The 19,073-nt window shown below is 65.6% G+C and carries 19 protein-coding genes; 13 read left to right on the top strand and 6 right to left on the bottom strand.

Annotated features, from left to right (window positions below; genetic code table 11):
- From VFW84_RS07935 to VFW84_RS07925, 3 genes are all read right to left on the bottom strand, one after another.
- Nucleotides 1-471 (bottom strand): efflux RND transporter permease subunit (locus tag VFW84_RS07935; protein ID WP_329679911.1); only part of this gene is annotated, 471 nt, incomplete at its 3' end.
- 10 nt (nucleotides 472-481) lie between these two features.
- Entirely contained in the window at nucleotides 482-1,648 is a 1,167-nt protein-coding gene (locus tag VFW84_RS07930) for an efflux RND transporter periplasmic adaptor subunit (RefSeq protein ID WP_329679910.1), read from the bottom strand.
- Nucleotides 1,649-1,696: 48 nt separating this feature from the next.
- Entirely contained in the window at nucleotides 1,697-2,515 is an 819-nt protein-coding gene (locus tag VFW84_RS07925; protein ID WP_329679909.1) for an alpha/beta hydrolase, read from the bottom strand.
- A gap of 75 nt (nucleotides 2,516-2,590) precedes the next feature.
- Here VFW84_RS07925 and VFW84_RS07920 point away from each other — a divergent pair, with 75 nt between their 5' ends.
- From VFW84_RS07920 to VFW84_RS07905, 4 genes are all read left to right on the top strand, one after another.
- Nucleotides 2,591-3,505, top strand: a complete 915-nt coding sequence (locus VFW84_RS07920) for a LysR family transcriptional regulator (protein ID WP_329679908.1) — start codon at nucleotides 2,591-2,593, stop codon at nucleotides 3,503-3,505.
- Between the two features lie 170 nt (nucleotides 3,506-3,675).
- Complete coding sequence (locus tag VFW84_RS07915; RefSeq protein WP_329679907.1) at nucleotides 3,676-4,551, top strand: chlorophyllase/cutinase-like alpha/beta fold protein; 876 nt, start codon at nucleotides 3,676-3,678, stop codon at nucleotides 4,549-4,551.
- A 47-nt stretch (nucleotides 4,552-4,598) separates the two neighbouring features.
- Nucleotides 4,599-5,822, top strand: a complete 1,224-nt coding sequence (locus VFW84_RS07910; protein ID WP_329679906.1) for a lipase family protein — start codon at nucleotides 4,599-4,601, stop codon at nucleotides 5,820-5,822.
- Between the two features lie 69 nt (nucleotides 5,823-5,891).
- Nucleotides 5,892-6,602 (top strand): hypothetical protein, encoded by a 711-nt coding sequence (locus VFW84_RS07905; protein WP_329679905.1) that lies wholly within the window; start codon nucleotides 5,892-5,894, stop codon nucleotides 6,600-6,602.
- 12 nt (nucleotides 6,603-6,614) lie between these two features.
- Here VFW84_RS07905 and VFW84_RS07900 read toward each other — a convergent pair whose 3' ends face one another.
- A complete protein-coding gene (locus VFW84_RS07900; protein WP_329679904.1) occupies nucleotides 6,615-6,851 on the bottom strand; it encodes a hypothetical protein in 237 nt (78 codons plus the stop codon).
- A gap of 152 nt (nucleotides 6,852-7,003) precedes the next feature.
- Here VFW84_RS07900 and VFW84_RS07895 point away from each other — a divergent pair, with 152 nt between their 5' ends.
- The 5 genes from VFW84_RS07895 to ppk2 all read left to right on the top strand — a co-directional run bounded on the left by VFW84_RS07895 (nucleotide 7,004) and on the right by ppk2 (nucleotide 12,412).
- The gene (locus VFW84_RS07895; protein ID WP_329679903.1) at nucleotides 7,004-8,581 is read left to right on the top strand and encodes an asparaginase domain-containing protein; all 1,578 of its coding nucleotides are present in this window, start codon (nucleotides 7,004-7,006) and stop codon (nucleotides 8,579-8,581) included.
- Between the two features lie 20 nt (nucleotides 8,582-8,601).
- Nucleotides 8,602-9,387 carry a hypothetical protein gene (locus VFW84_RS07890; protein ID WP_329679902.1) on the top strand — a complete coding sequence of 262 codons (786 nt, stop codon included), beginning with the start codon at nucleotides 8,602-8,604 and terminating at the stop codon, nucleotides 9,385-9,387.
- Nucleotides 9,388-9,414: 27 nt separating this feature from the next.
- Nucleotides 9,415-10,236 carry a hypothetical protein gene (locus VFW84_RS07885; RefSeq protein WP_329679901.1) on the top strand — a complete coding sequence of 274 codons (822 nt, stop codon included), beginning with the start codon at nucleotides 9,415-9,417 and terminating at the stop codon, nucleotides 10,234-10,236.
- Nucleotides 10,237-10,303: 67 nt separating this feature from the next.
- Nucleotides 10,304-11,506 (top strand): serine hydrolase domain-containing protein, encoded by a 1,203-nt coding sequence (locus tag VFW84_RS07880; RefSeq protein WP_329679900.1) that lies wholly within the window; start codon nucleotides 10,304-10,306, stop codon nucleotides 11,504-11,506.
- A 93-nt stretch (nucleotides 11,507-11,599) separates the two neighbouring features.
- Nucleotides 11,600-12,412 carry a polyphosphate kinase 2 gene (gene ppk2 / locus VFW84_RS07875; protein WP_329679899.1) on the top strand — a complete coding sequence of 271 codons (813 nt, stop codon included), beginning with the start codon at nucleotides 11,600-11,602 and terminating at the stop codon, nucleotides 12,410-12,412.
- 21 nt (nucleotides 12,413-12,433) lie between these two features.
- On the opposite strand, the gene VFW84_RS07870 is transcribed toward ppk2, so the two are convergent.
- Complete coding sequence (locus tag VFW84_RS07870) at nucleotides 12,434-12,880, bottom strand: c-type cytochrome (protein ID WP_329679898.1); 447 nt, start codon at nucleotides 12,878-12,880, stop codon at nucleotides 12,434-12,436.
- A gap of 20 nt (nucleotides 12,881-12,900) precedes the next feature.
- Nucleotides 12,901-13,260, bottom strand: a complete 360-nt coding sequence (locus VFW84_RS07865; protein WP_329679897.1) for an HPF/RaiA family ribosome-associated protein — start codon at nucleotides 13,258-13,260, stop codon at nucleotides 12,901-12,903.
- Between the two features lie 155 nt (nucleotides 13,261-13,415).
- Here VFW84_RS07865 and VFW84_RS07860 point away from each other — a divergent pair, with 155 nt between their 5' ends.
- The 4 genes from VFW84_RS07860 to VFW84_RS07845 all read left to right on the top strand — a co-directional run.
- Nucleotides 13,416-15,194 (top strand): S8 family peptidase, encoded by a 1,779-nt coding sequence (locus tag VFW84_RS07860; protein WP_329679896.1) that lies wholly within the window; start codon nucleotides 13,416-13,418, stop codon nucleotides 15,192-15,194.
- A gap of 89 nt (nucleotides 15,195-15,283) precedes the next feature.
- The gene (locus VFW84_RS07855) at nucleotides 15,284-16,780 is read left to right on the top strand and encodes a M20 family peptidase (protein WP_329679895.1); all 1,497 of its coding nucleotides are present in this window, start codon (nucleotides 15,284-15,286) and stop codon (nucleotides 16,778-16,780) included.
- Nucleotides 16,764-17,405 carry a class I SAM-dependent methyltransferase gene (locus VFW84_RS07850; protein WP_329679894.1) on the top strand — a complete coding sequence of 214 codons (642 nt, stop codon included), beginning with the start codon at nucleotides 16,764-16,766 and terminating at the stop codon, nucleotides 17,403-17,405. The genes VFW84_RS07855 and VFW84_RS07850 overlap by 17 nt, the downstream gene beginning before the upstream one ends.
- Before the next feature lie 41 nt (nucleotides 17,406-17,446).
- Nucleotides 17,447-19,073: hypothetical protein (locus tag VFW84_RS07845; RefSeq protein WP_329679893.1), on the top strand; the 1,627-nt coding region annotated here is incomplete at its 3' end.

Raw genomic sequence — 19,073 nt, 5'->3', positions numbered from 1 at the left:
GCGCAGGTAGATGTCGTCGTAGCTGCCTTTGGGTGAGAGCAAGTGCACCACCAGGGTCAGGTTGGGCGAGCTCTTCACGGTGGTCACACCAATCTGGCGCACCTCTTCAGGCAGGCGAGGCAGGGCGCGTTGCACGCGGTTCTGCACCTGTGTTTCAGCCTGTTCGATGTTGGTGCCGATCTGGAAGGTCACCGTCAGGGTGAGCACGCCGTCGGTGGTGGCCTGAGATGACATGTACAGCATCTTCTCGACGCCGTTGATCTGCTCTTCCAGCGGCGCGGCCACGGTTTCGGCAATCACCTTGGGGTTGGCGCCAGGGAACTGCGCGCGCACCACGACCGAGGGTGGCACCACCTCGGGATACTCGGAGACGGGCAGGCGGAAGATGGCGATGACCCCGGCGATGAAGACCAGGATGGACAGCACCCCGGCAAAGATGGGCCGGTCCACAAAAAAGCGTGAGATGTTCATGGGGGCGTCCTCACTTGCTGGCGGCGGGAGCCGCGGCATCCATGGGCACCACGGTGGGCGCCAAGGGGGCGCCGGGGCGCACGCGTTGCAGGCCATCGACCACGACCTGTTCACCCACCTTCAGACCAGCGGTGACCACGCGCAGCTCACCCACGGTGCTGCCCAGTTGAACCGGGCGGAACTCCGCCAGTTGCTTGGGGCCGACCACCACCACGAACTTGCGGTTCTGGTCGGTGCCGATGGCACGCTCCAGCACCAGGGCCGACAGGGCGCCGTCGCGGCTGCCGGTGGCCAGTTGCACTTTGGCAAACAGGCCCGGTGTCAACAGGCCATCGGTGTTGTCCACCACGGCGCGCAAACGCACACTGCCGGATTGCGGATCGATCTGGTTGTCCACAAACTCCAGGCGGCCTGTGTGGGGGAAGCCCGTCTCATTGGCCAGGCCCACGCGGATCTTGAGCTCCGAGGGCTGGCTGCGGGCACGCTGCCCCAGCTGCAGGTAGGTGGCTTCGTCCCCATTGAAGCTCACATACATCGGGTTGGCCGACACCAGCGAGGTCAACACCGTGTTGCCGTCCACCAGGTTGCCGGTGGTGACTTCGGCTTTGCCGACGCGGCCGCTGAAGGGCGCACGCACCTGGGTCCACTCCAGGTTCAGTTTGGCCGTTTGCAGCGCTGCGGCATCGGCGCGGGCCGCGGCATCCAGCTGGCGGGCGTTGGCCGCGCGTTCGTCGTGCTCGCGTTGGGCAATGGCGTTGTCGGCCAGCAGGCGCTTGGCGCGCTGCAGTTCGGTGGCGGCCTGCTCGGCGCGCACGCGGGCACTGGTGGCGGCGGCCTCCAGCCTGGCCACTTCGGTCAGGTAGGGGCGAGGGTCGATCACGAACAGCACATCACCCTTGCGCACCAGGCTGCCGGGCTGAAAGCGCACGCTGTCGATGTAGCCCGACACGCGCGGCCGCAGTTGCGCCCGCTCGATGGCCTCGATCTGGCCGGAGAACTCACGCTCTTGCTGAACGGCGCGGGCGATGACGGCCGCCACGCTCACAGGGGCGCCAGGCGCTGGAGGGGCGGCAGCGGCCTGGGCCTTTTGCTCTTCGCCGCAACCGGACAGGCCGGCTGCCAGCAGCAGGAAGGCCAGGGTGGCCAGCAGCCAGCGTGGATGGGACAGGGGGTTCATGAGGTGCTCCCGAAATGGATCAGATGACAAATAAGAAAGAAGGAAACATCAGCGGTGGGCGTCCAGGAAGCGTTTCATGGCGGTGACGCAGGGGTCATCGGCCGTGATCGAACATCGCGCTTCGTCGTCGCCCACATCGGCCGGGGGCAGGCCCACCAGTTCGACCTCGTTGCCAGCCGCACGCAACTTGTCGGCGTAGGCCCGGCTGTCGTCGGCCAGTGGATCACCCTCGGTGTAAAAAATCTGTGCCGGTGGCAACTGCCCCAGGCGCCGGGCCTGCAAGGGGCTGGCGTAGGGATGCTGCCGGTCGGCAGGGTGGGGCAGATAGCTGCGGTAGCTGCGCGCCATGCTGGCCACCAGCTCGACTTGGTCGGCCTGACCGGCGGCACATTGCATCGAGTTGCCCAGCATGCAGGTGTCCAGCATGGGCATCACCAGGATCTGCCCGGCCAGCTCGGGGCCTTGGCGATCTCGGCACACCATGCTGGAGACGGCCGCCAGATTGCCTCCCGCCTCCACTCCCCCGACGAACAGGCGCTTGCCCTTCCAGCCCAGGGCTGTGCGCCTGGCCACGGCTTCCCTCAACACGGCGTGGGCGTCCTCGACCGCCGCAGGGAAAGGGTGGGCCGGCGCCAGGGCGTAGCTGGGTGCGAGCACATCCATGCCACAGGCCTGCGCCAGCACGCTCAGGCAGCCGTCGGCTGCGTCGCTGTCGTCCACCACAAACCCGCCCGGGTGGAAGAACACCAGCAAGGCATCGCCAGGTCGGGGGCGGTCGCAGCGGAACACCCGAACCTCGACCGGGCCGCTGTGCGCGGGCCAGCTCAGGATCTCGTCAGGGGATGGGGGCAGGGAAGTGGGGGCCATGAGACCGCACTGTATTGATGGTCATTGAATTGATAAACATGACATGAGCGAATTGATTGTTCGAAAATCTGAACAATGGACAAGTTCAAAGCGATGGAAGCCTTTGTGCGGGTGGTGGACTCCGGCAGCTTCACCCGTGCCGCCGATCTCATGGGGGCGCCCAAGGCCAGCGTCTCCACCCTGGTGCAGGAGCTCGAAGCCCAATTGGGTGTGCGCCTCTTGAACCGGACCACCCGCAAGGTGGCTGTGACAGCGGACGGTGCGGCCTATTACGAGCGTTGCATCCGGCTCATCGACGACATGCGCGAGGCCGACGAGGCGGTGTCATCGCGCCAGGGCAATCCCACGGGGCGCCTGCGTGTGGATGTGGCCACCAGCCTGGGCAGCCTGCTCATGTACGCGGGCCTGAGCGACTTCATGGCCCGTTACCCGCAGATCAAGCTGGAGATCGGCTGCAGCGACCGCCTGATCAACCTGGTCAGCGAAGCCGTCGATTGCGTGATCCGCGTGGGTGAGGCCACGGACCCCGGGGTGGTGGCCAGGCGTGTGGGCTCCATGAGGCTGATCACCTGCGCCTCGGTGGCTTACGCTGAGGCGCATGGTGTGCCGCAGCACCCGTCGGACTTGATGAAGCATCGCTGGGTGGGCTACTTCCCCAGTCAGACGCCGGGACACATCCACCCGGTGAACTTCAGTCGTGGCGGCGAGCGCATCGAGTTGACGCCCGATTGCCGGCTGGCACTGAACGATTCGAATGTGCATGAAGACGCCTTGCATGCCGGCCTGGGCATTGGCTGTCTGCCCAGCTATGTCATGGGGTGCGCGGAAAAGGCCAAGGGGCTCGTGGAGGTGTTGCCCGAATGGATTGCGGATCCCATTCCCATCTACGTGATGTATCCCTCCAACCGACACCTGTCCACGCGGGTTCAGGCCTTTGTGGACTGGGTGGCCGAGTTGTTCGAGAGTTTTCCGGCTTTGCGCAGGGGCTGAGCGGGCAGCGGCTTCGCCTTTTGTGGCGTCTTGTGGGTTAATGCATGTTGTTAAATGGTGCCGCAAGGGTAAATCCTCACCGACAAAGACAATGATTGGCCGCTTCAGCCCATGCGGTCCGGATCACGAAGCCCTAGCATGCAGCCAACTCTCCAAAGGCTTGCTTGCTCATGAAACTCTCTCGCCACCTTCTCTGTGCCTGGGCGCTTGCCGCGTCGGCACTGCTGGCCATCCCGGCGCATGCAGCGGGCTATGAACGCGGCCCGGACCCGACGGCGGCCTTGCTGAATGCCACCGGGCCCTATGAGCTGGGCGCCTACAAGATTTCGGCGGCAGACGCCAAGAGCCACAACTATGGTGGCGCCACGGTGCACTACCCGAAGGCCTCAGGTCAGACCTTCGGTGTGGTGGCCATGATGCCGGGTTTCCTGGCGTTCCAGGCGGTCTATGACACCTTGGTGAAGAAGGTGGCGTCCCACGGCTTCGTGGTGGTCAATCTGGACAGCGTGCGCAGCACGGACCAGCCCGATGCCCGGGCCACCCAGCTGGCCGGTGGTTTGCAGCATGTGATCGATCTGGCACGGGCGGGGCAAGTGCCCTATGCCGCCGTGACCGATGTGTCACGCCGCGCCGTGATGGGCAACTCCATGGGCGGCGGCGCGGTGCTGAGTGCTGCCGTGGCAGACGGGACCCTCAAGGCGGCTGTGGCGCTGCAACCCTGGCACACCACCAAGAGCTTTGCTGGCAACACGGTACCGACCTTGATCGTGGCCTGTGAAAAGGACTTCATTGCACCGAACAAGACGCACTCGGACGCCTTCTATGCCAGCCTGAATCCCTCGCTGCCTCGCGCTGAGATCGAGGTGGCGGGCGCCAGCCACCTGTGCTCCACCTTCCTGGCGAGCAAGGCGCAACTGACCACGGCCGGCAAGGTCTCCGTGGCCTGGCTCAAGCGCTTCCTGGACCAGGACATGCGCTATGACGCCATGGTCAAAGGCGGCATCGACGAAGGCGAGTTCAGCCGTTTCGTGGTCGAAGGCTTTTGAATTGCCCCCCTTTTTTCCATCCACCTGACTCTATTCAAAGGAACAGCATGAACCGCACACTCCAGCGTTGGACATCTCTGGCCGGTCTGGCCTGCCTCAGTGCCTTGTCCATGGCATCACTGGCCCAGGCCCAGCAGGTCTATCCCACGGTCGATCCCAAGCTGAAGCCGACGGCCGACTCGTTCTACATCTCGCCCTCCAGCAGCGAGCTGGCCGCGGCCACGCCGGGCCATGTGCTGCGCTACCGAGCGCTGCCTGCCACCTCGCTGGGCACCAGCGTCAAGGAAGGCTGGCAGTTGATGTACCGCTCGACCAACACCAAGGACCAGCCCGTCGCCATGGTGACGACCGTCCTGATTCCCAAGACGGCCCCCGCGACCGGTCGCAAGCTGCTGTCCTACCAGTCCTTCTATGACAGCCTGACGCTGGACTGCTCGCCTTCCGGGCAGGCCACCTCCAACAGCCTGCTGGAAAAGACCTTCTTCCAGTCGGCGCTGAACAAGGGCTACGTGGTGACCATGGCCGACTACGAAGGCCTGGAGTCGCAGTGGATCGTGGCCAAGAACAGTGGTCAGGGCGTGCTGGACGGCATCCGCGCCACGCAGCGCTTCAGCAAGGCCGGGCTGAACGCACAGACGCCGGTCGGCATGCTGGGCTATTCCGGCGGCGGCTTTGCCACGGCCTGGGCTGCTGAACTGGCGGCGGGTTATGCGCCCGAACTCAAGATCATCGGTGCAGCCCAAGGTGGCTTGCCCGTCAACCCGATCAATGTGGCCAAGAAGGTCGACGGCACCTTCTGGGCTGGCGCTTATCTGGGTGCGGTGGTGGGCTTGTCGCGGGCCTACCCTGAGATCAAGGTCGAGGATTACGCCACCCCGGAAGGCATCGAAGCCATCAAGGACATTGGCACACGCTGCCTGACGGGCACACCCAACCTGTTGACTGCCTATGCCTACAAGGAAGGCGCCGACTTCCTGAAGGATCCCAACTTCCTGGATCTGCCCGAGATGCAGGCCATCAACCGCGACAACACCATGGGCAAGTTCACGCCCAAGATGCCGCTCTACGTCTTTGAAAGCATTGGCGATCAACTGATGCCCATTGCCGACGTCGACAACCTCGTGTCGTTCTACTGCGCCAACCGTGCCACGGTGCAATACAAGCGCGTGGCGGGCACCGACCACGTTCTGGGCGCTCTGGGCTTGAGTGGTGGCCTGACTTACCTGCTGGATCGCTTCGACGGCAAGGTGGCGCCGAACACCTGCAAGTGAGAGATGGAGCGCGTCGGGAGGCCTTCCCGACGTGTTGACACCCCCGGGGCCGTGGCATAGATTGGCGCGATGTCCATCGATCGCCGGTCTGCACTGCTCACGGTCCTGGCATGGCCTGCAGGCTGCGCCATCCAGCGCCTGGGGCCTCTGCCCACCCAGCCCATCGCGCCGCCTGCGGGGGCCGTTGCCTTGCGCGCCCCGCAGCCAGGCCAAGGCTGGACCTACCGCCAACTGAACCGCTTCAACAGCGTGGTGCTGGACGAGGTGGATGACAGCGTGGCGTCGTCGGGTGACGCGGTGGTGGTGCAGCGGCGCTCAGCGCGTGGCCTGGCCCTGGCCGATGAGCGTCACGCCCGGTGGGGCCAGCTGTGGCGTGATCCCACCTGGGATGCCCCCATGACCTTCGAGTCGCCCGTGCCGCTGTGGCCAGCCGAGCTGCAACCGGGCAGGGCGAGCACGGTCTACACCCACTACCTTCTGGACGGCGGCTCGTTCAGGTATGCGATCCAGGTGCACAGCGTGATCCATGGGTGGGAGCGTGTCACCGTGAGCGCGGGGACCTTCGACACCTTGCGCATCGAGCGCTTCATTCGTCTGGATCATCCGGACCCCACCCGGCTGGCAACCTCGCGCCGAGACACCTTGTGGGTGTCCATGGCGGTCGGGCGCTGGGTGGCGCGGGAGACGTCCGGGCGCTACCTCATGCCAGGGGATGGCTGGTGGCGCCAGATCGAGGCACTCGAGGATCAGTTTCGCTGGGAGTTGACGGCCTGGCGGTGAGCTGAGTCGGCGTCAGCAGCGCCCTGAACGCCGGCTGCGCGGCTGCAGCTTGTCGATCTCGGTCAATTGCTGCTTGAGCAGGATCAGCAGGGTGCGCGCATCGTCCACCGGCAGGGACAGGCAACTGGTGACGGATTGTTCGCCCTTGGCTGGGCGCGGCAGCACCAGCACGTCCACGCCCAGCTCGATCAGGCCTTTGTCGTGCTTGACCGATTTCAGGCGCTGGAGTTCGATGTCGTAAGTTTTCATGTGCAGTCTTTCTCGCGATGGAGGCGATGGCGTGATTGTCGGGCCAAGCGGTGGTGAAAATCCGGGAGGTGTCCCCGACGTGAAGAGACCTTGTTGACACTGCGTTGATCGCAGTGCCACACTGCGTCCACAAATCAAGCACGGGGGTGGGCATGAACATCGCGGTCATCAATACCGGGGGCACCATCAGTTGCGTGGGCTCGCCGCTTCAACCCATGTCGGCGAGTGCCTTCGCCACAGCCTGTCAGGCCCTCATCGATCCCATCTTGCTGCAGGCCTTTCCAGACCTGACGATCAGCTACGTGACGGATCTGGTCTTTCCGGAGTCCAGCTCGGGCACGCTTGACAGCACCAATCTGCAGCCGACGGACTGGTGTCTGATCGCCAGCTACATCCTTGAACACTACGACAGCTTCGATGGCTGGGTGATCCTGCATGGCACCGACAGCATGGATTTCACGGGCACGGCCTTGCCCTTTCTGCTCTCGGGCTTCGACCGGCTGGGGATCCCCACGGCCGCGCTCAGCAAGCCGGTGATCATCACGGGATCGCAGGTGCCCATGTTCTGGCAGGACCCGGCCAGTCAGGCCCTGTCGCTGAACTTCAATACCGATGCCTTCCAGAACGTTTGCGGTGCGGTGGCCGCAGCGCAGACGGGCATCCCCGAGGTCTGCATCTATTTCTGCAGTCATCTGTTCCGGGGCAACCGCGCGGTCAAGACCAATGCCAGCGAGTTCCAGGCCTTTTCGTCGCCCAACTTTCCGGCGCTGGGGCAGTACGGCATCACCCTGTCACTGCAGCCCGCTCTGGTGCTGCCGCCCCCCGTGAGCCCCGATGTGAGCCTGGACCAGCCCGAGGTCTGCCAGGCCGCCATCAACCGGCTGGCCGACATCGCGGCCGACATCAACAGCGTGCCGGTCATGCAGTTCAATGCCTTCCCGGCCTGGTTCAACGCCGGCAACGCCTCGGCCATGATCGCCCAGCTCATCGACGCCTGTGTCGCACAGGGCATCAAGGGCCTGGTGCTGGAGTCCTATGGAGAGGGCAACTTTCCCTCGGGCAACCCGAATCAGTCCGCCAGCGGGGCCATCTACCAGGCCTTGAACGCGGCCAATCAGGCCGGTGTCGTCATCGTGGATGGCACCCAGGTGATCCAGGGCACGGTCAACGACAGTGCCTATGCCGCAGGGGCCTGGCTGCCGTCCGTGGGCGCCTTGAGCCCGGCGGACATGACACCCATGGCCGCGCTGGCCAAGCTCACGGTGCTGCTGGCTGCTGCGCGGCATGAGGGTTGGTCTTCGGACGATGTCAAGCGGCTGATGCAGTTGAACCTGCTGGGCGAGATGCTGAGCGTGAGCCGCCTCGACAGCCGTGTCAATGCGACCCTGCTGGCAGGGCAGAGCCTGTCGGCCCTGGATGGCAGCGCGACCCTGAGCAATGACGGGGTGGTCGGCCCGGTCCTGCGGGACAGCGCGGGCAACGTTCTGTGGCAGCCCCTGACCACGACATCGCCCCAGGACATGCCGGGGCGCCTGATCATGCAGAACGATGGCAACCTGGTCTTCTACAGCCGCAACAACGCACCACTGTGGGCCACCAACACCGGCATCAGCACGGGCGCGGCCTCCATGTTGATGCTGGAGGGCTCGGCCAGCGAGCAGACGCTGAACCTGCTGGTCTTCAACTACGCGGCATGCACGGTCAGCCAGATCTTGTTCGCGCAGGCCTGATCCCAGAAAGGACACACACCATGAATGCAGCACATCGGCAGTTCAAGTTCAGCGGCATGATTGCGCCGCAGGATCCGCTCCACCAGGTCACCCAGGCACTGCTGGGCGCAGCGCCCGATGAGCATTACCTGGCGCCCAAGACCATCCCGGTGACCGTCACCAACCCGGCGCCCACCCACGTCATCGGCGTGCCGCAGTACAGCCCCACCATCTACGCGCGCACCACCGGCTATGACCCCGCAGGCGATTGCGGCGGCGCTTTCATGTCTTATCGCTTCCAGCCCAACAACAACTGCTATGCCTACGGCTGCAACATCGCCTCCAACAGCTTCCCGCAGCCAGGGCGGGCCCATGGCAATGTGATCACCGCCGCGACGCTCAACGGTCCCTCGGTGAGCGCCTTCGCGCAGCAGGATGGTCTGCAACTGGCCGGCACGAGCCTGGGCGAGCTGCGCGCCTTTGCGCAGGCGCGACTGGCGGCCAACAGGGAACTGGGTGGGCACTTCGTGGCCTTGATGATCTCGCCCGCTGGCGATGCCAACTGGCCCGGCGACTACCACTGGGCGCGCTGTGACGACAACGTGAATTTCAGTTCCTGGTCCCAGAAGGACGGCTCGGATCAGGTCACCAATTTCGACTTTGCCGGTCAGCCCATCACCGATCCCGCCACGGCCAACTGGACCGTCAACCAAGGGCCGGTCCAACCCGACAAGAGCCAGCCCAACGTCGACATGGACGACCTGCTGGTCGAGTACGACTTCTATTGCTACATGTTCGTGCCCGACTCGGGTGTGGACATCCTTTGACATCAGCGTTGGAACCAGGAGCAGGCCATGTGCACCATCGGATGGGTTCGTCATGAAGGTCGGACCTTCACCTTCAAACAGTGTGATCTGACCACGCCCACCCTGTTCTTCGAGCCTGAGCAGGTTCAAGGGCGCGCGGGCCGCTACCTGGCCTTTCGTCGGCAGGGCCGGCCGGGCATCTGGTCGGGGGTCAACGAGCGCGGCGTGAGCTTTGTCGCGGCCGATTACTACACCAACAGCGATCCTGGCGAGCCGAGTCCCGCGCCGTCCAACAGCGCGGCCAAGGCGCTGGCTTCGTCGGCGGACAACGATGACCCGGTCAACGCGCTCTTTCTGGCCTACGAGGCCTCGATCGCCAACCACGGCACGGCCCAGGAGGCCATTGCCTTTCTGAGCCAGTGGTACCTGGATCAGCGCTTTCCTGCACCCGACATCGCCCTGATCGCCGATGCCACGCAAGCCTTCTTCCTGGAGTACTACCCAGGCGAGACCGGCCAGGACCCGCAGGTGCTGACGCTCACGCCGGGCGAGAGCTGGTTCGCCTCCACCAACCATGCCAGGATGTTCTCGCAGACGGTGGACTACACCAGGAACCACAGCACCTATCTGCGCCTGGCCCGTGCCGAAGCCCTCTTGAATGGCCAGCCCGACCTGGATGGCATCCAGGCCGTGCTGCGGGACCAGTACTACGGCCAGACCGAGTTGTCCATCTGCCGAGAGGGGCAGCCCGGGCAGTACTCCACCCAGGCCACGGTGATCACGGAGGCGGGGGCGGGCCTGCCCGCGGCAGCGCGCTACCTGATCAACGGCAATCCGCGCGAGAAGCCCTACACACTCAAACGCATCTGAGCACGGTCCACAGGGCCGAGGTGTCGTCCAAGCTTGTAGGATGGTCATCCATCCCAGAAAGGACGACATGCACGCCTTGAACGTCACCGATCGTGGTCACGATTTCTCGCCCATGCACGCTGCCATGCAGCGCTATGTGGATCAGGACCTTCTCTCGGGCGTGGCCAGCGCTGTGCTGGTCGGGCGCGATCTGGTCGATCTGAACCTGGTGGGCTGGGCCGACAAGGAGCGCCAGGAGGCGCTGCGCACCGACCACATCTTCCGCTCCTACTCCGACTCCAAGCTGATCACCTCCTGTGCGGTGCTGCTGTTGTGGGAGGAGGGGCGCTTCGATCTGGATGAGCCCATCGACGCCTTCATTCCGCAACTGGCCGGCCGCCGTGTGCTCAGGCCCGGGGCGACGAGCCTGGATGACACCGAGCCCGCGCGCAGCCCCATCACCATTCGCCAGTTGCTGACGCACAGCTCGGGCCTGAGCTATGGGCTGCTGGACCATGGCAGCATGATCTTCAAGGCCTACCGCGAGCGCGGGGTGCTGCACCCCCTGCGCACGCTGGAGGGGATGATGGACGCCCTGGCTGATCTGCCCCTGGTGTTCCACCCCGGCACGGGCTTCGAGTACTCGGTGGCCAGCGATGTGCTGGGGCGCCTGGTCGAGGTCGTCAGTGGACAGCGTTTTGACGAATTTCTGCAGGCTCGCATCTTCGGGCCGCTGGGCATGGTGGATTCGGGTTTTGTGGTGCCCGATGACAAGCGGGATCGTTTCACGACCTTCTATGTGGGCGCTGATCTGGCCAACCCCCTGAAGCCCGGCCTGACGCGCAAGGACGATGCGCCTTACCCCGGGGCTTACACGCAGGGCATTCCCTGGCAGTCAGGCGGCGGCGGCCTGGTGTCGACCCTGCCGGACATGGTGGCCTTCGTGCGCAGCCTGCTGCCGGGCGGCCCCACCTTGCTCAAACCTGAGACCCTGGATCTGATGATGCGCAACCACCTGCCCGAAGGCACCTGGATCCGCTTCCCGGCCTTTGGAGAGATTCGGGGCAAGGGCTTTGGCCTGGGCGGTGCGGTGACCCTGGCGCCCACCCCCTTCGATCCGCCAGCGTCCACAGGCGAGTTCCAATGGGGTGGCCTGGGCGGCACGCACTGGTGGATCTCGCCACGCCACAACCTGGCGGCCGTGGTGATGACGCAGCGCCACCTGGCCTTCTGGCACCCTTATGCCTTCGAGTTCAAGCAGCAGGTCTATCAGGCCGTGCTGACCGGCTGAGCGGGGTTTCTGGCCGGGATCTGATCTCAGCCCCTGGTGGCGGGCGGCCGTCGACGGTATAAACGAGGCAGGATCACTTCATCGAGCACGCGCATGGGCAACGGCAAGAAGGGCAGCAAGTCGGACCGTCCGATCAGCAAGCAGCAGTACAACGACACGTTGGAGCAGTTGCAGGTCGAACTCAACAACCTGGCGCGTTGGGTCCGCTACTACAACAAGCGGGTGCTGGTCCTGTTCGAGGGCCGTGACACCGCCGGCAAAGGCGGCGTGATCAACGCCATCAGCGAGTGCCTCAGCCCGCGCCAGTGCCGCGTCGTGGCGCTGACCAAACCCACCGAGGTCGAAAAAGGGCAGTGGTACTTCCAGCGTTATGTCGAGCACCTGCCCGAGGCGGGCAGCATCACCCTGATGGACCGCAGCTGGTACAACCGCGCGGGCGTTGAGAAGGTCATGGGCTATTGCAGCGACGACGAGTACAAGCGCTTCATGAAGCAGGCGCCGGTGTTCGAGCGTTTGCTGGTGGACGACGGCATCATGCTCTTCAAGTACTGGCTCACGGTGGACCAGTCCGAGCAGGAAAAGCGTTTTGCCGAGCGCCTGGAAGACCCCTTGAAGCGCTGGAAACTCTCGCCCATCGACCTGGAAGCGCGTCAGCGCTACGCCGCCTATGGCGAGGCGCGCGATGCCATGCTCAAGGTCACCCACACCGCCTATGCGCCGTGGACGCTGGTGGACTTCAACAGCCAGCACCTGGGGCGCCTGACCTTGATCCGCCACCTGTTGGACCGGGTGCCGGACTTTCAGGTGCCAGCCGAGTCCCTGGTCTTTCCGCCGCTGGATCGCAAGGCGGCCAAGGAAAAGTTCGAGACCGCGCTCAAGCCCATCAAGCCGATCAAGCTGGCTTGATCGGCCTGTGGTTGAAGAGGTTCAGCGCGACAGGGCCACCATGTGGTCCACGGCTGCCTTGACCTCGGCATCGCTCAGGGCCGTGTTGCCACCACGCGCAGGCATGGCGCCCTTTTTCCCATTGAAGCCTTCCAGCGCATGCTTGTAGAGCGTGTCCTGGCCTTGGGCGATACGCGGTGCCCAATCCGCCTTGTCTCCGGGCTTGGGGGCGCCCATGACACCCGCTGTGTGGCAAGCCGCACAGCTGCGGTTGAACACCGCCAAGCCTGGGGCTTCCGCAGTGGCCACCGATGCGGCCGTTGACGAGGCTGCCGCTGGTGCAGTCTCGGTGGCCGATGCGGCCACCTCTGGCACCGCCGCCGATGTGCTGGCCGCTGTGTCTGCCGCAGACGCCGGTGTGTCCTGCTTGCTGCAGGCCATCAGGGCGATCCCGGCGAGCAGAACCATGGAGACGGAACGGATGGACATGGTGTGCGCTCCTGCTGTGGTCACTCTTGGTCGTCGGGGGGCAGGTCTGCCAGGCCTGTGCCGTGCTTGGGCGTGTGCTTGTCGATGGCGGTGGCCACGGCGCGCTTGAGCTTGTCCACGGCGCCCTGGATGGCCTGGTGGGCCGAGGCGGCATGGTCCTTGACGATGACGGGCTCCAGACGCACCAGCCGGGCTTCCAGCGTGCAGTGGATGTCGGTGGGGTGGGGCTTGGCGTGGCTCACGGCATCGGTCACATGGGCTTCGACGCGTGTCACATGGTCACCAAAGCGATGCAGGGCTTCCTTCACCACGGTTTCGAGGTGTTCGGCCATGCCTTGACGGCCATCAACGTGGGTATCGGTGTTGAGCAAGACTTGCATGTGCTTCTCCTTGTTGCAGTGTCCTCAAGGCCAGTGTAGCGCTGCAAGGCCTGGATCTTCGCGGCCTGGGTCGGGGTTTGCACGGTCTCTTGGGTGGATGGAGGCGCCCCTACACTCTCCGCTGTCTTGCGTGGTTTGTTGTACAGGGGTTCCTCATGCACCGTCGTTTTTTTCCGCAGCGCCGCCCTCTTCTGGTCGCAACGGCCCTGTCTCTGCTGGGGCTGACCTCCGCCCTGGCCGCCCCGCGCCTGCCGGTCGCAGACAGCGTGCCCGAGTCACTGCAGATGACCAATCGGGTCATCGTCAAGTACAAGAACGCGGTGCCCACCGCCTTGCCCAGCGCGGCGATGCTCGACGGCGCCCGGATCGCAGGCCGACGCCAGGGCGTGGAACTCAGTCACCTCCGACGCACGTCCCTGGGGGCGGATGTGTTGCAGCTCAGCAAGCGCCTGCCTCTGGCGCAAGTGCGCATCCTGGCTGAGAGTCTCCAGGCTGGCGACGCATTGGTGGAATATGCCGAACCCGACCGCATCCTGACCGCGCAGATGACTCCCACGGACGTCTACTATCCTCAGCAATGGCATTACTTTGATGCCATCGGCGGGGTGAACCTGCCGACTGCCTGGGACAAGTCCACGGGTGCAGGCGTGGTGGTGGCGGTGCTGGATACCGGCATCCGTCCTCATGCGGATCTGGCGGCCAATGTGTTGTCCGGCTATGACTTCATTGGCGACACCTTGGTGTCCAACGATGGCACGGGGCGTGACACGGATGCCAGTGATCCGGGCGATGCGGTGACCGCAGGGCAGTGCTACAGCGGCTCACCGGCTTCCAACAGCACCTGGCATGGCACCCATGTCGCGGGCACCATCGCGGCGGTCACCAACAATGGCAACGGCGTGGCGGGGGTGGCCCCGGGTGCCAAGATCCTGCCGGTCCGTGTGCTGGGCCGCTGCGGGGGCTATACCTCCGATATCGCGGATGGCATCGTCTGGTCCGCTGGCGGGGCGGTCTCCGGGGTGCCGAGCAACGCGACGCCTGCACGGGTCATCAACATGTCGATGGGGGGCGCCGGGGCTTGCGACACGACCACGCAAAATGCCATCGCCGCCGCCCGCTCACGCGGGGCCGTGGTGGTGGTGTCCGCTGGGAATGAGAGTTCGGATGCCAGCCTGTTCTCGCCCTCGAGTTGCGCTGGTGTCATCGCCGTGGCCGCCACGGGCAAGAGTGGCGCCAAGGCGTCTTATTCCAACTATGGCTCCGTGGTGTCCATTGCGGCACCGGGCGGCGATGGCAGTGATGGCATCCTGTCCACTTGGAACACCGGGCTGTCGGCGCCGGGGTCCGACACCTACGCTGGAGCGATGGGGACGTCCATGGCGGCACCCCATGTCAGCGGCGTGGTCGCGCTGATGCTGGCCAGGAATTCTTCGCTCACGCCCGACAAGGTGCTGACGGCCCTCCAGTCCACCGCACGGCCCTTCCCGGCGGCTTGCACGCAATGTGGCGCGGGCATGGTAGATGCCAGTGCGGCGGTCGATCTGGCCGTGGCCACGATCCCGTCCGTCCGGACGGTGGCCGAAGTCGAACCCAACAACAGCACCAAGACCGCGCAGTCGGTGTCGGCCCCGCCTGTGTGGATCAATGGATCGATCTCTTCTGTGCTGGACACGGACTACTTCAAGGTCACGCTGGCAGCGGGCGCGCAGTTGACATCCAAGCTCACGCCCAACAGTGCCTCGAACTATGACCTTTATGTGTACAACGCCGGTGGCAAGCGCCTGGCCTACAGCGCCAATGGGACGGGCTTGGTGGACACGGTCGTGGTCAGGAACACCGGAACCTCGGTCATGACGGTGAATGTGCGTGTCCTCTACGTCAGTGGTGCCACCGGGAGCAGCAACGGTAGCTACTCCTTGTCCTTGGGAGAGTGAGGCGAGATCCGGGTCGGCTGACGCTGGCCGGTCACGCTCATGGCCTGGGCTGTGACAAGATGGACGTCCCTCGCTTTCAGGAACGTCTTGTGTTTCAAGTCCGCTACGCCCGTGGCCGCCTGCTGCTGACCATTCTTGCGATCATGACGCTGCTCATCGCGGCCTTGGGCGCCGTGATGGCCTGGCAGGCCTGGCAACTCGCCGCCCGCCAGGAGCCTGTGTCGCCACGGCCGGGCGTGACCGTCGATGCCGAGGCAGCAGCCCGGCGTCTGGGCGTGGCCCTGAGCCTGCCCACCATCTGGTCGCCAGACGGTGCGCATGATGCGGCGTTTCTGGCCTTGCATCGGCACCTGCAGGCGAGCTTCCCGGCCGCGCATGCCGCCATGACGCGGCAGGTGGTGGGTCGGCATGCCCTGCTCTACACCTGGGCGGGGTCGGACCCGAAGGCCATGCCCGTGGCCTTGCTGGCCCACCAGGATGTGGTGCCTGTCGCGCCGGGGACCGAGGATCGCTGGACGCACCCGCCCTTTTCGGGCGCCGTGGTCGATGGCTTCGTGTGGGGGCGGGGCGCCTGGGACAACAAGAGCAGCGTCATGGGCCTCATGGAGGCGGTCGAGGTGCTTGCCCGCTCGGGCTTCAAGCCGCGCCAGACCCTCTACCTGGCCTTGGGGGCCGACGAAGAGGTGGGCGGCAAGGAAGGTGCCGTGGCCATGGCCGCCTTGCTGCGCCAGCAAGGCGTGAAGCTGCGCTTCGTGCTCGACGAAGGCCTGGTGATCACGCACGGCATGGTGCCCGGGGTGAGCAAGCCGGTGGCCTTGATCGGCATGGCCGAGAAGGGCTTCATGACCCTCAAGCTCACGGCCGTGGCGCAACCGGGGCACAGCAGCATGCCGCCGCCGCGCAGTGCCATCGGTGTGCTGGGCGAAGCGGTGGCGCGGGTCGAGGCTCAGCCCATGCCGGCCCGCCTGCAAGGCTTGCCACGCCAGATGTTCGAAGCCGTGGCGCCCGAGATGGACACCGTCATGCGTGGGCTCATGAGCAACATCTGGCTGACCGAGCCGCTGCTGCTGCGTCAGCTGGAAAAGATCCCCTCGACCAACGCCATGGTGCGCACCACCGGCGTGGCCACGGTCTTTCAGGCAGGAGAGCGCGAGAACGTCATGGTGGGACAGGCCTCGGCCCTGATCAACTTCCGTCTGCTGCCGGGCGACCGCAGCGAGGCGGTGATCGACCATGTGCGCCGGGTGGTGGCGGGCCTGGACGTCCGCGTCGAGCGGCAGCCTTGGGTCAACGAGGCCTCGCCCGTGTCGTCCGCGCAGACCTCGGCGTATCGTCTTCTGTCGCGCAGCCTGCGCGAGTTGCAGCCCGACGTGGTGGTGGCGCCCGGCCTGCTGGTGGGCGCCACGGATTCACGGCATTACGCGGATCTGACCGAGTCGATCTTCCGCTTTGCGCCCATGCATGCGGCCCAGGCAGACCTGGCGATGTTCCATGGCACCAACGAGCGCATCAGCGTGCGCAACTATGCCCAGATGATCCAGTTCTACGAGCGCCTGATGCGGGAGTCCCATGCCACCTCTCCCTGATGAACCGAAGCAGGATCTGAGCCGGATCGCCGAGACGACGCTGGCCCATTACCAGGCGCGTGCCGAGCAATTCTGGGAGGGCACGCGTGACCACGATGTGCGCCAGAACATCGAGGCTTTGCTCGCTCACATCGAGGGCGAGGCACCGTTCAACATCCTGGACCTGGGCTGTGGGCCTGGGCGTGATCTCCTGACCTTTACACGGCTGGGCCACCGTGCCACCGGTGTGGAAGGGTGTGCCCGCTTTGCGGCCATGGCCCGCGAGCACAGTGGCTGCGAGGTGCTCGAGCAGAGCTTTCTGTCGCTGGATCTGCCTGAGGCGCGCTTTGATGGTGTGTTCGCCAATGCCTCGCTGTTCCATGTGCCCAGTGCCGCCTTGCACGGGGTGCTGTGTCAATTGCATGCCACGCTCAGGCCACGCGGGGTGCTGTTCAGCTCCAACCCGCGTGGCGAGGGGCAGGAGGGCTGGAGTGGCGGGCGCTACGGCGTCTATCACGACCTCACTGGCTGGCGCGCCTATCTGGTGGCGGCCGGTTTCGAGGAGCTGACGCACTACTACCGCCCCGTAGGGCTGCCACGCGAGCAGCAGCCCTGGCTGGCCAGTGTGTGGCGCAAGTTGCCGTAGGATGTGCTCCACAAGAAACCAGGGCATGTGAAGGGGTGGCGATGAAAGCATGGATGCGACGCGGGGTCGGGTTGCTCAGCCTGTGTCTGGGTGGCCTGGCATGGGCAGGGCCGCTGGCCCCCAGCCAGGTTCCTTCCAGCCTGAAGGATTGGCTGCCCTGGGTCATGCACGGCCACGAGTCGGCGCTGTGCCCACCGCCTTACAACGCCGATGCCGACAAGGTCTGCGTGTGGCCCTCGCGGCTGGAGTTGCGCGCCGGTGCGGCTGGCGCGACCTTCCGTTTCGAGGTGCAGGTCTTGGGTGCGCCCATGAGCGTGGTCTTGCCCGGTGAGGTGGCGCGCTGGCCTCAGGATGTTCGCTCAGGCGGGCGCGCCTTGCCCGTGGCCGAATCACAAGGCCAGCCGGTGGTGCAATTGCCGCCGGGGCGCCACATCCTGGAGGGCAGCATCCCCTGGCGCGAGATGCCTCAGGACCTCCTGCTACCCCAGGGCGCCGGCACGGTGGCCTTGTGGGTTGACGGGGCTCCGGTCAGCCGCGCACCGGACGAATCGGGCCGTGTCTGGCTCAAACCCTCGCAGCAGGTCGCGCAGGGCAGCGACACCACGGTGATCCACACCATGCGTCTGGTCGATGACCAGGTGCCGCTGCGGGTGACCACGCGCTACGACATCGCCATCGCGGGCAAGGCCCGCGAGATCGATCTACCGGCGGCCCTGCTGCCGGGCATGGTGCCCGAGGCGCTCGACAGCGCCTTGCCCGCACGCCTGCAGGAGGGGGGCACGCTGCGCCTGCAAGGACAGGCGGGCAACTGGACGGTGGAGCTGCGCGCGCGCCTCATGTCGCCCGTGCACGCGCTGACCTTGCCACGCAGCACCGCCTCCGCCGAGGAGGTCTGGTCCTTCTCGGCCCACAACGATGTCCGTCTGGTCAGCGTGGAAGGCCTGCCCTCGATCGATCCCAAGCAGGTGGCCATGCCCGAGCCGTGGCGCGCCCTGCCGGCCTATCGGCTCCGCCCCGGTGACACCATGAAGCTGGTGGAGACCCGGCGCGGCAATCCCCAACCCCATCCCGACAGCCTGAAGATCGCGCGTCAGATCTGGCTGGACTTCGATGGCCAGGGCTACACCGTTCACGATGACATCACCGGCACCCTGTCGCGATCGACCCGACTGGAGATGCAGGCGCCAGGCGTGCTGGGCCGCGCCTCGGTGGATGAGACCGATCAGCCGATCACCCGCCTGAAGGCGGGTGCATCCGAGGGCATCGAAGTGCGCGGTGGTGAGGCACGCATCGGTGCCGACAGCCGCATCCAGGGGGATGTGCGCACCTTGCCCGCCACCGGTTGGCAGGTCGATGTCAACCAGGCGTCGACGGTTTTGAACCTGCCACCGGGCTGGCGCCTGCTGCACGCCCGGGGCGTGGACCTGGCACAGGGATCCTGGCTGTCGCTGTGGACCTTGTGGGACTTCTTTTTCGTGCTGCTGAGCGCGCTGGCGGCCGGCCGCCTGCTGGGCTGGAAGGCGGGGGCGGTGCTGGGTCTGGCCCTGGTGCTGACCTGGCACATGCCGGGGGCACCGCACGCGCTGTGGCTGGTGCTGCTGGGTCTGCACGCCTTGGCCAAGGTCCTGCCGCAGGGCAAGCTGCTGAGCCTGGCGCTCTGGAGTGAGT

The organism is Aquabacterium sp. (genome assembly GCF_036279655.1).
Taxonomy (GTDB): Bacteria; Pseudomonadota; Gammaproteobacteria; order Burkholderiales; family Burkholderiaceae_C; genus Aquabacterium.
This window is presented reverse-complemented; position numbering and strand designations above follow the sequence as displayed.

What these genes read in the sequence shown, in the direction of transcription:
- ppk2 (WP_329679899.1), top strand. Translation starts at nt 11,600, where the DNA reads ATGGGCAACGGCAAGAAGGGCAGCAAGTCGGACCGTCCGATCAGCAAG.
- VFW84_RS07915 (WP_329679907.1), top strand. Translation starts at nt 3,676, where the DNA reads ATGAAACTCTCTCGCCACCTTCTCTGTGCCTGGGCGCTTGCCGCGTCG.
- VFW84_RS07880 (WP_329679900.1), top strand. Translation starts at nt 10,304, where the DNA reads ATGCACGCCTTGAACGTCACCGATCGTGGTCACGATTTCTCGCCCATG.
- VFW84_RS07865 (WP_329679897.1), bottom strand. Translation starts at nt 13,260, where the DNA reads ATGCAAGTCTTGCTCAACACCGATACCCACGTTGATGGCCGTCAAGGC.
- VFW84_RS07885 (WP_329679901.1), top strand. Translation starts at nt 9,415, where the DNA reads ATGTGCACCATCGGATGGGTTCGTCATGAAGGTCGGACCTTCACCTTC.
- VFW84_RS07925 (WP_329679909.1), bottom strand. Translation starts at nt 2,515, where the DNA reads ATGGCCCCCACTTCCCTGCCCCCATCCCCTGACGAGATCCTGAGCTGG.
- VFW84_RS07920 (WP_329679908.1), top strand. Translation starts at nt 2,591, where the DNA reads ATGGACAAGTTCAAAGCGATGGAAGCCTTTGTGCGGGTGGTGGACTCC.
- VFW84_RS07930 (WP_329679910.1), bottom strand. Translation starts at nt 1,648, where the DNA reads ATGAACCCCCTGTCCCATCCACGCTGGCTGCTGGCCACCCTGGCCTTC.
- VFW84_RS07870 (WP_329679898.1), bottom strand. Translation starts at nt 12,880, where the DNA reads ATGTCCATCCGTTCCGTCTCCATGGTTCTGCTCGCCGGGATCGCCCTG.
- VFW84_RS07895 (WP_329679903.1), top strand. Translation starts at nt 7,004, where the DNA reads ATGAACATCGCGGTCATCAATACCGGGGGCACCATCAGTTGCGTGGGC.
- VFW84_RS07890 (WP_329679902.1), top strand. Translation starts at nt 8,602, where the DNA reads ATGAATGCAGCACATCGGCAGTTCAAGTTCAGCGGCATGATTGCGCCG.
- VFW84_RS07905 (WP_329679905.1), top strand. Translation starts at nt 5,892, where the DNA reads ATGTCCATCGATCGCCGGTCTGCACTGCTCACGGTCCTGGCATGGCCT.
- VFW84_RS07860 (WP_329679896.1), top strand. Translation starts at nt 13,416, where the DNA reads ATGCACCGTCGTTTTTTTCCGCAGCGCCGCCCTCTTCTGGTCGCAACG.
- VFW84_RS07910 (WP_329679906.1), top strand. Translation starts at nt 4,599, where the DNA reads ATGAACCGCACACTCCAGCGTTGGACATCTCTGGCCGGTCTGGCCTGC.
- VFW84_RS07900 (WP_329679904.1), bottom strand. Translation starts at nt 6,851, where the DNA reads ATGAAAACTTACGACATCGAACTCCAGCGCCTGAAATCGGTCAAGCAC.
- VFW84_RS07850 (WP_329679894.1), top strand. Translation starts at nt 16,764, where the DNA reads ATGCCACCTCTCCCTGATGAACCGAAGCAGGATCTGAGCCGGATCGCC.